At 39.2% G+C, this 12,586-nt stretch carries 11 protein-coding genes and 3 tRNA genes; 8 read left to right on the forward strand and 6 right to left on the reverse strand.

Annotation, left to right across the window (positions count from 1 at the left end; genetic code table 11):
• Positions 1-217 precede the first annotated feature (217 nt).
• Positions 218-2,488 (forward strand): NADP-dependent malic enzyme, encoded by a 2,271-nt coding sequence (locus RMA95_RS00985; protein WP_151817803.1) that lies wholly within the window; start codon positions 218-220, stop codon positions 2,486-2,488.
• A gap of 91 nt (positions 2,489-2,579) precedes the next feature.
• Positions 2,580-3,818 (forward strand): multifunctional CCA addition/repair protein, encoded by a 1,239-nt coding sequence (locus tag RMA95_RS00990; RefSeq protein ID WP_311069338.1) that lies wholly within the window; start codon positions 2,580-2,582, stop codon positions 3,816-3,818.
• A gap of 50 nt (positions 3,819-3,868) precedes the next feature.
• Here the strand turns inward: RMA95_RS00990 and RMA95_RS00995 are convergent, their stop codons facing one another.
• Positions 3,869-5,044, reverse strand: a complete 1,176-nt coding sequence (locus RMA95_RS00995; protein WP_311069340.1) for a trypsin-like peptidase domain-containing protein — start codon at positions 5,042-5,044, stop codon at positions 3,869-3,871.
• A 194-nt stretch (positions 5,045-5,238) separates the two neighbouring features.
• On the opposite strand from RMA95_RS00995, the gene RMA95_RS01000 reads away from it, so the two are divergent.
• The 6 genes from RMA95_RS01000 to RMA95_RS01025 all read left to right on the forward strand — a co-directional run bounded on the left by RMA95_RS01000 (position 5,239) and on the right by RMA95_RS01025 (position 7,835).
• Positions 5,239-5,997: a Nif3-like dinuclear metal center hexameric protein gene (locus tag RMA95_RS01000; protein ID WP_263614258.1), complete on the forward strand. Its 759-nt coding sequence runs from the start codon at positions 5,239-5,241 to the stop codon at positions 5,995-5,997.
• Between the two features lie 147 nt (positions 5,998-6,144).
• Positions 6,145-6,771, forward strand: coding sequence for a superoxide dismutase (locus RMA95_RS01005; protein WP_000208083.1), 627 nt, complete (start codon positions 6,145-6,147; stop codon positions 6,769-6,771).
• Positions 6,772-6,916: 145 nt separating this feature from the next.
• Positions 6,917-6,992, forward strand: a tRNA-Asn gene (locus RMA95_RS01010).
• Between the two features lie 8 nt (positions 6,993-7,000).
• Positions 7,001-7,076, forward strand: a tRNA-Asn gene (locus tag RMA95_RS01015).
• Between the two features lie 181 nt (positions 7,077-7,257).
• Positions 7,258-7,333, forward strand: a tRNA-Asn gene (locus RMA95_RS01020).
• Between the two features lie 58 nt (positions 7,334-7,391).
• Positions 7,392-7,835: a DUF2726 domain-containing protein gene (locus RMA95_RS01025; RefSeq protein ID WP_311069505.1), complete on the forward strand. Its 444-nt coding sequence runs from the start codon at positions 7,392-7,394 to the stop codon at positions 7,833-7,835.
• A gap of 10 nt (positions 7,836-7,845) precedes the next feature.
• On the opposite strand, the gene RMA95_RS01030 is transcribed toward RMA95_RS01025, so the two are convergent.
• From RMA95_RS01030 to glnA, 5 genes are all read right to left on the reverse strand, one after another.
• Positions 7,846-8,046: a hypothetical protein gene (locus tag RMA95_RS01030; RefSeq protein ID WP_311069341.1), complete on the reverse strand. Its 201-nt coding sequence runs from the start codon at positions 8,044-8,046 to the stop codon at positions 7,846-7,848.
• 104 nt (positions 8,047-8,150) lie between these two features.
• Positions 8,151-9,458, reverse strand: a complete 1,308-nt coding sequence (locus RMA95_RS01035) for a lipase family protein (protein WP_311069342.1) — start codon at positions 9,456-9,458, stop codon at positions 8,151-8,153.
• Between the two features lie 115 nt (positions 9,459-9,573).
• Positions 9,574-10,452, reverse strand: a complete 879-nt coding sequence (ubiA, locus tag RMA95_RS01040; protein ID WP_311069343.1) for a 4-hydroxybenzoate octaprenyltransferase — start codon at positions 10,450-10,452, stop codon at positions 9,574-9,576.
• Positions 10,449-10,958 (reverse strand): chorismate lyase, encoded by a 510-nt coding sequence (locus RMA95_RS01045; protein ID WP_198072309.1) that lies wholly within the window; start codon positions 10,956-10,958, stop codon positions 10,449-10,451. Before RMA95_RS01045 ends, ubiA begins: the two co-directional genes overlap by 4 nt.
• A 125-nt stretch (positions 10,959-11,083) precedes the next feature.
• Positions 11,084-12,499 carry a type I glutamate--ammonia ligase gene (gene glnA, locus RMA95_RS01050; protein WP_171057781.1) on the reverse strand — a complete coding sequence of 472 codons (1,416 nt, stop codon included), beginning with the start codon at positions 12,497-12,499 and terminating at the stop codon, positions 11,084-11,086.
• Between the last annotated feature and the right edge of the window lie 87 nt (positions 12,500-12,586).

Genomic DNA, 12,586 nt, shown 5'->3' on the forward strand with positions numbered 1-12,586 from the left:
TACATGCGCTGGTTTTTCCAAAAATGAGCGTTTTTGACTGTGAGAAATAAAGAAGTAGTGTTATATTCTTTAGCATTTAGCTCACTACGGGGCTATTGGCAATTCGTCTACTATTCTCTTAATTGGTAAAAATTAAAGCATAGTAAAAGAACTGAGTTGCCTCCCCCTAAATGAGTGATTTGACTAGTTTGCTTTTTTGTATCAAATAGAGACTCAGATGGACGATCAATCTTTAAAACAGGCCGCTTTAAATTACCACGAATATCCAAATCCAGGGAAAATCAGCGTCACGCCTAGTAAGCAACTCGTCAACCAACGAGATTTGGCTCTAGCTTATTCACCAGGGGTTGCTGCTCCATGTTTAGAGATTGAACGTGATCCTTCAGCTGCTGCAAAATACACTGCACGTGGCAACTTAGTTGCTGTTGTAAGTAACGGTACTGCGGTTCTTGGTTTAGGTAACATTGGTCCATTAGCTTCTAAACCAGTAATGGAAGGTAAAGGCGTTCTGTTCAAGAAGTTCGCTGGTGTTGACGTATTTGATATTGAAATTGCTGAAAACGATCCAGATAAAATCGTTGATATTGTTGCTTCATTAGAACCAACTTTCGGCGGTATTAACCTTGAAGATATCAAAGCGCCAGAATGTTTCTATATCGAGAAGAAACTTCGTGAACGCATGAAAATTCCTGTGTTCCATGATGACCAACACGGTACAAGTATTATTGTAGGTTCAGCATTATTAAATGCTCTACAACTGGTTAACAAGAAAATTGAAGAAATCAAAATTGTTGCTTCAGGCGCAGGTGCTGCTGCCCTTTCTTGTTTAGATTTACTTTGCGCTCTAGGCGTAAATAAAGAAAATATCATTGTTGCCGATTCTCGTGGTCTACTTACGACTTCACGTGAAGGCTTAGATGAATCTAAAAAACGTTATGTACAAGACATTAAAGCGACGCAATTACATGAAGTAATGGCTGGTGCAGATATGTTCTTGGGTCTTTCAGCTGCGGGTATTCTCACCAAAGATATGGTGAAACAAATGGCTGAAAATCCAATTATCTTTGCTTTGGCAAACCCAGATCCAGAAATTTTACCTGAACACGCACATGAAGTACGTCCTGATGTCATTATGGCAACTGGTCGTTCGGACTACCCGAACCAAGTAAACAACGCTTTATGTTTCCCTTATATCTTCCGTGGTGCACTTGACGTAGGTGCGACAACTATTAACGAAGATATGAAAATTGCATGTGTACACGCAATTGCACGTATGGCTCATGTAGAAGCTGATGCAGCAACTTATGGTGAAAAATCTGCTTCATTTGGTCGTGACTACTTAATTCCACGCCCACTTGACCAACGCTTGATTTTAGAAATCGCACCTGCTGTTGCTAAAGCTGCAATGGACTCAGGTGTTGCAACTCGTCCTATCGAAGATTTCTCTGCATATCGTCAAAAACTTTCTGAGTTTGTTTACAACTCAGCATTCTTGATGAAACCAATCTTTGCTCAAGCAAAAACAGATCCTAAACGTATTGCATATGCTGAAGGTGAAGATGAGCGCGTATTACGTGCTGTTCAAATTGCAGTTGATGAAGATTTAGCTAAACCAATTTTAGTTGGTCGTACTGCAGTCATTGAAGCGAACATCAAAAAATTAGGCCTACGTTTACAACACGGCGTAAATATTGAGATTGTAGATCAAGAACAAAACCCGATGTATGAAGAGTTTTGGAAAGACTACTATCAAACAATGCAACGTAAAGGCATTACTGTTGAATATGCTCAACGTGAAGCTCGCCGTCGTTCAACTTTAATCGCATCTCTTCTGGTTAAATTTGGTAAAGCAGATGGTATGTTATGTGGTACTTACAGTAGCTATAACATTCACCTTGACTTCGTACGCAATGTCATTGGCCTTAAAGAAGGTATGAACAACTTCTTCACGCTAAATGCATTGATGCTTGAAGACCGTAACTTGTTTATTGCTGATACGTATGTAAACACTAACCCGACTGCTGAACAACTTGCTGAAATGACAATTTTAGCAGCTGAAGAAGTACGTCGCTTTGGTATTACACCACGTGTAGCTTTACTTTCTCACTCAAGTTTCGGTAGCGACCAGACTGATTCAAGCGCTCAAAAAATGCGTGAAGTTTATCGTATTTTATCTGAGCAAGCTCCTGAGCTTGAAGTTGAAGGTGAAATGCATGGTGATGCAGCATTAGACGAAAGCATTCGTCAATATGCTTTCCCAGGTTCACGCTTCAAAGGTTCAGCAAACTTGCTGATTATGCCGAACCTAGATGCAGCAAACATTTCATTTAACTTGTTAAAAGCAACTTCTGGTAACAACGTTACAATTGGTCCAATTTTGCTAGGTGCTGCTAAACCAGTTCATATTTTGACACCTACAGCGACGACTCGCCGTCTTATCAATATGACTGCTTTAACAGTTGCAGAGATTCAACAACAAGAAAAGTAATTTAGAAACCGCTTTTTACGAAAAGCCTTTCTAATGACTTGAGAAAACCTCTATTCTGTAGCATGATTGCTTGAAGAATAGAGGTTTTTTCATGCAAGTGTATTTAGTAGGCGGTGCTGTTCGAGATTATTTACTTGGGCATCCCTATCAAGAAAAAGACTATGTTGTGGTCGGTGCAACGCCGGAACACATGCTCGCCCAAGGTTTCCAACCTGTAGGCAAAGATTTCCCTGTGTTTCTTCATCCCCAAACCAAAGAAGAATATGCACTTGCACGAACCGAGCGAAAGTCTGGTCAGGGATATCACGGATTTCAATTCTTTACTGATACAACTGTAAGTTTAGAAGACGACTTAATTCGTCGTGACTTAACTATTAATGCAATAGCCATGGATCAAGACGGCAAAATATATGATCCATATGGTGGCCAAAACGACTTAGAAAATAAAATTCTGCGCCATGTTTCGGAAGCATTTGCTGAAGATCCTTTACGTGTTTTACGTGTTGCTCGTTTTGCAGCTCGATATTTCCCATATGGTTTTCAAATTGCTCCTGAGACCTTGCAGCTTATGCAAACCATGGCAGAGTCAGGTGAACTAGATGCATTAACACCAGAGCGTGTATGGAAAGAAACTTCTCGCGCTTTAATGGAAACTCATGCTGATATTTACTTCCAAACTTTGCGTGATTGCGGCGCATTAAAACATCTTTTCCCAGAGATTGATGCTTTATTCGGTGTACCTCAACGCCCTGAATATCATCCAGAAGTGGATTGTGGTGTTCACACCCTTATGTCTCTGCAACAAGCTTGTAAATCGAATTATTCACTCGATGTACGTTTTGCTGTTTTAGTACATGATCTGGGTAAAGCGCTTACTCCAGCCGATGAGCTTCCTCGTCATATCATGCATGAAGAACGTGGAATTAAACCGGTTACTCAATTATGCGAACGTTTAAGAGTTCCAACACAAACCAAGCAATTGGCATTATCAGTGTGTAAAGAACATTTAAAATGCCACCAGATTATGTCATTAAAACCAGGTACTTTATGGCGTCTATTACAACGCTTAGATGTTTTACGTCGCCCAGAAAGAGTCGAGGCTTTTGTCCAAGCCTGTGAGTGTGATGCAAAAGGAAGATTAGGACTAGAAGATCGTCCGTATCCTCAAGCTCAATACATGCGTGAAGCCATGCAGATTGTTCGCTCTATTAAAGTTCAAGATTTACCAGAGAATATTAAGGGTGCGGAAATTGGTGAAATGCTCATTCAATATCGAATTGAGGCTTTAGCTGAGTTTAAAAACCAACATCAAAGTCTTAGCCACTCTTAATCAGTATTCATAAAAAAAAGCCTCATCGTGAGGCTTTTTTTATTGAGGTTTTAACGTTTAGGAAGCGGGATATACTGAGATTGAGTATTTTGCGCTTTTCGCTCACCCACAGTCACAACAAAGTTTTGTTGTTTCCCATCTCGTTCAACCAACACATTAATTTCGCTATTTGGCGCTTGTAAAGCCACATAATTAATCAAATGAGAAGCCGAAGTAATCGGTTCATTATTTACCTGAACAATTTTATCGCCAACTTTAATACCAGCAGAAGCCGCTGGACCACTTTTTAATACATCAGCAACAACTACACCCACTGGTGGTTTTGGTGCCAATACATCATCCTGTGTAGGTGGAAGTAAACTAATACCTAACCAACCACGAACTACACGGCCATCTTTTAAAATTGAGTTGAGTACTTGTTGACAAACCTTAGCAGGAATTGCAAAGCCAATACCTAAAGAACCACCTGATTGTGAAAAAATAGCCGTATTCACACCAATCAAGTTACCAGCCACATCAATTAAAGCCCCGCCTGAATTCCCAGGGTTAATTGCCGCATCAGTTTGAATAAAGTCTTCATAGGTATTAATACCTAAATCTGAGCGACCTGTTGCCGAAACAATACCTTGAGTTACCGTTTGCCCAACACCAAATGGGTTACCAATTGCTAAAACAACATCGCCTACCTCATTACCACTTAACTTAAATGGCAATACTGGCAGTTTATCTAAATCGATTTTAATGACTGCCAAATCTGTATCTGGGTCAGTTCCAACAATTGTAGCTTCTGCACGACGTCCGTCATGTAAAGCAACTACAATCTGGTCAGCTTGGGCAATCACATGGTTATTGGTAAGAATATAACCATCAGCACGAACAATAACCCCTGAACCTAAGCTATTTTCATTTTGCTGTTTTTGTTCAGGAACCTGATTTCCAAAAAATTCACGGAAAACCGGATCACTTAATAAAGGATGATTTTGTTTAACTTTCTGGGTCGTAAAAATATTAACAACTGCCGGTGCTGCAACTTTTACCGCAGCACTATAAGACACCACCCCGCCCGTTCGAGAAGTATCCACCAGTGGCTCAACTTTCTCAGCAGGCATTTGCACCCCATCAACTGCAACAGTTGGTTTCGGCTGATGGTATTTTTGCCATGCAATAAAACTGGCAATTACAATAATAAGTAACACCCAAGGTAACCATGTAAAGGTGCGGCGCACGTTCATATCCTCTACGCAAAGAAGTTTTTAATTAAATTAATATATTGAACAAAAAGAGTTTTCAGTTAAGCATTTTAAATTAAATATGTCGATATACATAAAAAAGTCAAAAAAGATTTGTCTAGCTTTAGTTACACAACAAAATATGTTTCTATAGCTTTAGCAATTATTTACTACTCAATTCAGGAAATATCATGGCGAATTTGCATGAAATTATTCAGTGGTGCGACCAAACCTTAAAAGCAGCAGAGTTTAAAGATTACGCACCAAATGGCCTGCAAATTGAAGGTTCAACTGAAGTAAAACGTATTCTTTGTGCAGTAACTGCTTCTGAAGATGCAATTGATGCAGCCATTGCTCAAAATGCAGACTTATTACTCGTACACCACGGTTATTTTTGGAAGGGCGAACCGTATCCAATTACTGGTATGCGAGGCAATCGCATTAAAAAACTTATTCAAAATAATATTTCATTAGTGGCTTACCATCTACCTTTAGATGCACATCCGAGTTTAGGTAATAATATCGCTATTGCAGAAAAACTAAACTTACAAAATTTAGAACCCCTTGATTTAACCGAGAAACATCCGATTGGTAATATTGGTTATTTAGAACAAGCGCTTTCTGTAGATGAATTTAAAGCAAAACTGCAAAACAGTTTTGATTTTAAGGTGATTCACTTACCAGCTGAAAAACAAAGCATTCAAAAAGTAGGCTTCTGTACAGGGGGCGCTCAAGATTTTATTGCTAAAGCGGCTTTGCAAAACTGCGATGCTTACATTTCAGGCGAAGTCAGTGAACGAACTTTTTATGAAGCAAAAGAATTAGGTGTTCATTATTTTGCCTGTGGCCACCATGCAACTGAACGTTATGGTGTTCAACGTTTGGCACAAGCTATTTCAAAACAGTTCTCTGTTGAAAGTGAATATTTTGAATTGAATAATCCGATTTAATTAAGTCTTTTTTTCAATCTGTGTTATGCGTATTAATTAGATCTTTATTGTGTATAGTTCTTTAAAACGATGCCCTATTGTGAACAGAATCATTTACAATAGAGTCACTTAATATTGTATAACCCAGCAAATGCAAGGAATAGGAACATGACAACCATTACTTTACCTGCACTTCCATATGGCTATGATGATTTAGCGCCACATATCAGTAAAGAAACTTTAGAATACCATCACGACAAACACCACAATACCTATGTTGTTAACTTAAACAACTTAATCAAAGGTACTGACCTTGAAGGTAAAACTTTAGAAGAAATCATTAAAGCAACTGCTGGTGATGCATCTAAAGCGGGTATTTTCAACAACGCTGCTCAAGTTTGGAACCACACGTTCTACTGGAACAGCATGAAGCCAAACGGTGGTGGTAAGCCTACTGGTGCAATCGCTGCTAAAATTGACGAAGCTTTTGGTAGCTACGAAAAATTTGCAGAAGAATTTACTGCTGCTGCAACAACTCAATTCGGTTCAGGTTGGGCTTGGTTAGTTGCTGATGAAGTAAACGGTAAACTTTCTATTACTAAAACTTCTAATGCAGACACTCCACTTGCACATGGTCAAATTGCTGTATTAACAATTGACGTATGGGAACATGCTTACTACATCGATTTCCGTAACTTACGTCCTAAATACATCGCAACTTTCTTAGAAAGCCTTGTGAACTGGGACTATGCAAATGCAAAACTTGCAGGTCAACCAGCTGGTGTAGAGAAATAAGTTTATTTCTTTATAAAAACCACCCTCTTTAGGGTGGTTTTTTTATTTTTAGTACAACAAAAGCATATTAATCAAGCAAACGATTCATTTTCTTTAATATTCTTATTGACGCTTTTAGATTTCATCCATAAAATGCGCATCAGATTCTCCAATAGCTCAGTCGGTAGAGCGACGGACTGTTAATCCGCAGGTCCCTGGTTCGAGCCCAGGTTGGAGAGCCATCTACTAATCTCCCATAGCTCAGTTGGTAGAGCGACGGACTGTTAATCCGCAGGTCCCTGGTTCGAGCCCAGGTGGGAGAGCCAAGATTCTAAAAGCCCGCATTTATTGCGGGCTTTTTCTTTTCTAGTCATTTAATAATTTTCTATTATTTTGAATAAAATCAATGTTTCGAGTATTTTTAAGCCAATCAGTTACATATTCTCTTTAATTCTCTTATTAACCCTTGACCTAGCCCCCTTTCCTGCCTAAAATCCTTTTCCAGATTCTCCCATAGCTCAGTCGGTAGAGCGACGGACTGTTAATCCGCAGGTCCCTGGTTCGAGCCCAGGTGGGAGAGCCAAGATTCTTAAAAACCCACTCATTACGAGTGGGTTTTTATTTGTATGATGTTATCCCCCATGTTCGAATCGAGTCATTTATTTTTTATTATTTTAGGTTGCTTAAGCACCTGCATTTTTCTTGTTGTTTGTTTACGTCCCTATTTATTTCCAAAACAAAAATTCTTTGCCCGTCCTGTCATTACTAATTTTGAAACTCAGATGTTTATACGTTTAAAACAGAGTTTCCCAAGTTACCATGTTTTAGCTCAAGTGGCCTTTAGCGCATTAATTACCAGTAATGATTATAAAATTCGTAGTCAGTTCAACCGCAAAGTTACCGACTTTGTCGTGCTAAATGACAAAATGGAAGTCATCGCAATTATTGAATTAGATGACCCCTCTCATCTTGAGAAAGCAGAAGAAGACCGTATCCGTGATCAAATGCTTACGGAAGCAGGTTATATCGTAAAACGATATACAAGCATTCCTAGCGTACGCCAATTACAAAGAGATATTCATTAAATAGCTAATACTATTTTTTATCCGAATTTACAGCTTCTTTCTCAGCTATTCTTTTTTCCATTTCTAAACGTTGCTGCTCATATTGCTTTTTATTCTCAGCATCACTCTTTGCAGCAAAGAAAAGTATTCCAATAATCAAAAAAGGAATAAGCAAACCTAATCCCATTAATAACCAAGGAACAGACTTTTTTTCAACAGGTTGCTGACTCATAAGTGTTTTAATCTCGAACGGTATCAATTTTCAGAATGCGTAACAATATAACAAAAAGGGCCCACTTTTGGACCCTTTTAATTTGAATATTTTAAATACAAAAATTATTGTGCTAATCCTGTACATTCGAAATTCTTACTTGCATCTATTACCGATGGATCGAGCACAATATTGGTTTTAGCTGGCATCTTAGATTGTACAAATTGATAAATTTCAGCATTTCTACATACAATCGCTTGAGTATGGGCAGCCCCACTAACAGGTACAAACGTCACGTCAGTTCCCATATTTTTAAGCCCCTTTTGCAAGGCATCTGTGACTGGATATGGTACAGCCATATCAGCAGTACCCTGAACAATCATGACCGGTGAATTAATTTTTTTAGTAGCAGGTTGGTTATCTACCAAGAATTTTTTCACAGTTGGGTTTTCTTGGAAATTACCCGCTAAACCAGGATAATCAGTAACTATTTTACCTGCATTAGTCGCAAGATAATCACGAATATCAGCCGCAAATTTATTATGTAAATCGGTTAAGCACATACCATTTTCGCCTGTGGTGCCCTCTGCGAACTCAGCTATACTTTGTGAACGTTGTTGGAAAATTTCACGATAATTAAATTTTGGCTCATAAGCGGTAATACCTACCGTAGTATATGCAGCATATGCAAGTAGCTCAGCATAAACTTCTACAGCCGTACCAATAGGTGCTGTACCAGCTTGCTCTTTTTTAAGAATATCTTGGATTGCTTGTGGTGCAACTGTAGAAATAATATAGCCAAGGCTAGAAGCTGGTGCCGTTGCAACTGCACCTTTATAGTTGGTGTCGTTATTTGCAAATTCCGCAGTACCTAGTGAAGCATGCCCTCCTTGAGACTGTCCAATCGACATCCATGCCCCGTTTAGCTGATTACCATAATGATCTTTTGCAGCCTTAACCGCTGCAATTGCAGATTTAGCTTCACTTCCCAAATTAAGGTATGGATGCATTCCTCGCGTACCTAAACCTTCATAGTCTGGGGCAATCACAACATAGCCAGCTGCCAAGAGAGTATCTGCTAAAATTTTAAAACGTGGATTAATTGTATTATTGCTTGGTGCACAACCATCCCCTACACCAACTGTTCCATGTTCCCATACCACGACCCGATAACCATCTTTAGGTTGAGCAATTTTAGGGAACATGACAAGTGCCGTTGCTTGAGCTGTGTTCCCTTGTACATTCTCCATGTTATAGGTCATCACTTTGATAGATGCAGCGCCACTTAAACTGTCCTGAGAATAGTTTTTTTCTGAAATATAAGTTTTATCAGGGTTTACACCAATATAGTCATCATCATTGTCATCACAGGCTGCAAGAAAAAAAGTTGAAGCTGTTAATGTTATAGCTAAAGCAATGTTTGACCGTTTCATACAATATCCTTTTTATGTTATGTGTTATTTATTCCGCATATTTCTTATGCACAAATATTAAGACATAAAAAAAGTGCTCTGCATAGAACACTTTTCAACCTCACGGTCATTTTTACTATATGAAATTTAAAAATATTCCTATAAAAATGATTAATCCAACCCAGCGATTGTGACGAAATGCCCAGAAACAAACCTGAGGGTTGCGGTCTTTGGTTTTAATTGTTTGATATATAAAATCGAATGCCACAATAATTAAAGTAATGATCGCCCATGGAAATAAGATATTTTCTAAATATAACGCCGTTCCTATCAAAACAAGACTGGTTGCTTGTAAAAGTGCAATAATTTGGATGTCATACCGACCAAAAAGAATAGCTGTAGATTTCACACCAATTTTTAAATCATATTCACGATCGGTAATTGCATATTGAGTGTCATAAGCCACTGTCCAAGCCAAATTGCCAAAATAGAGCAACCAACAAGTTAAATCTAAGGGCTTACCCATTGCTGTAAAAGACATTGGAATGCCCCAAGAAAATGCCATACCTAATACGACTTGAGGTAAATGGGTATATCTTTTCATGAAAGGATATATAAATGCTAAAACCAACCCTCCTAACGCACAATAAAATGTCGCGATAGGTAAAAAGAAAAGCGTACAAGCACTTGCAAATACTAAAGCTAAAAATACATATATAGCTTCTCTTGGGCGAATTACACCAGTTGCTAAAGGACGAGTTTTTGTACGTTCTACATGACCATCCACTTTACGATCAGCAAAGTCATTAATGGCACAGCCAGCAGCACGCATAAAAATTGTACCTAATACCATTGCTAAAAGAATATGTAGAGGCGGCATTCCCTCTGCTGCAACCCAAAGTGCCCACATGGTTGGCCAAAACACCAGCTCAGTTCCAATTGGCTTATCAAATCGGCATAGATAATAATAAGCCTCTAAACGCTGACGCCATGTTGTGCCTGTTGCAGTCGTCATAGTAATTCCTTGTCGTGCTGCTGATATAAAAAAGCTTCAAAAGCCGGTAAGAATGTTTCTTGAACAATAAATTTACATCCATGCCAAGTATAGCAACTTTGTCGCGTCCAGCCTTCTGGTAAGCGAATAACACGGCGGTCACACAGAGGTGTTGTTCTTTGAAATAAAAAACGGCCTATCGGTTTAGAACCAATATGCTGAAATATACGGGCTTTTTTTTGTAAACTTTGAATTGGAAAAATACTTTTTGCTTTTACCCATGGCTCAACTTCACAGCCATATAAATAAGTTTCCCTCACCCATGAAGTGTGGGTATGAGGCATACTCATCCATTGACTGTCTGCAAAAGTTAAACGTTGAAAGTGTTCTTTAAAAGGCTTTACGCTGAACTGTCCACCGCCAAGTTCAGTCAATTGTTGGGTCAGAGAACCAGACGCATACAACCATGTTTTCAATGCAGGATTTAAAACTTGTTCCTGTTTAAGTACTGGTTGTCGTTTACGCATAATCTGCTCACATGAAAACTCGCACCTAGTTTACCCCAATTTTTTGATAAAAAACGTAGAGAATTCAATCAACATTCCAAGCAATAAAAAAGCCTGCATAAGCAGGCTTTTTTATGAAATACGTATTACAAGCTGTAGTACATATCGAATTCAACTGGGTGAGTAGTCGTGTTAAGACGACGTACATCTTCAGTTTTAAGTTCGATGTATGCATCAAGCATTTCTTTAGTGAACACGCCACCTTTTAACAAGAATTCGTGATCTGCTTGAAGTGCTTCAAGAGCCATATCTAAGCTATGAGCAACTGTTGGGATTTTTGCTTCTTCTTCTGGAGGAAGGTCATACAAGTTCTTGTCAGCAGCTTCGCCCGGATGGATCTTGTTTTGGATACCGTCGATACCAGCCATTAACAATGCAGCGAAACCTAAGTATGGGTTCATCATTGGGTCTGGGAAACGAGCTTCGATACGCTTACCTTTAGGGCTAGAAACGTATGGAATACGGATAGACGCAGAACGGTTACGCGCTGAGTAAGCAAGCATAATTGGTGCTTCGAAGTGAGGAACCAAACGCTTGTATGAGTTTGTAGATGGGTTTGTGATTGCATTCAATGCACGAGCGTGCTTGATGATACCACCGATGAAGTACAACGCCATTTCTGAAAGGCCAGCATATTCATCACCAGCAAACAAGTTCTTGCCATCTTTAGAGATAGACATGTGAACGTGCATACCAGAACCGTTATCACCTACCATTGGTTTAGGCATAAACGTAGCTGTTTTTGCATATTGATGTGCAACGTTCCAAACAGCATATTTGAACTGTTGAACTTCGTCAGCTTTACGAACAAGAGTGTTGAAGCTCACACCAATTTCTAACTGGCAAGAAGCAACTTCGTGGTGATGTACTTCTACACGACCTGGGCCCATGATGTCTTCGATTTTTGCACACATTTCTGCACGCATATCTTGTGAAGAATCAACTGGAGGAACTGGGAAGTAACCACCTTTAACGCGTGGACGGTGACCAGAGTTACCAGACTCATAGCTGTTACCAGTAGACCAAGCAGCTTCTTCAGCGATTAATGTATGACGAGCGCCAGACATATCGATGTCCCACTTCACTTCGTCAAATACAAAAAATTCTGGTTCTGGACCGAAGAATGCAGTATCACCGATACCTGTAGATTTTAAGTATTCTTCTGCACGGCGAGCAATCGAACGTGGGTCACGCTCATAACCTTGACCAGTTGAAGGTTCAATAACGTCACAAGTCACAACTACAGTTGGTTCAGCAAAGAACGGGTCGATGAAACCAGTTTCCGCATCTGGACGTAAGATCATGTCAGATGCTTCAATACCTTTCCAACCAGCGATTGAAGAACCATCAAACATTTTACCGTCTTCAAAAGTATCTTCATCAATAGAATCAGCTGGGTAAGTTACGTGCTGTTCTTTACCCTTAGTATCAGTAAAGCGAAAATCGACCCATTTTGCGCCACTTTCTTGTATGAGTTGAAGGACCTTGTTCGCCATGCTCATTTTGCTCCAATGAAATTTTGTTGCACTTGTTAAGTGCGTGTTAGTTGCTGGTATTTATTAAGCAATTCTCATACCAACTTTATAAGA

This window comes from Acinetobacter sp. V110_1 (assembly GCF_031798975.1).
GTDB lineage: Bacteria > Pseudomonadota > Gammaproteobacteria > Pseudomonadales > Moraxellaceae > Acinetobacter > Acinetobacter nosocomialis_A.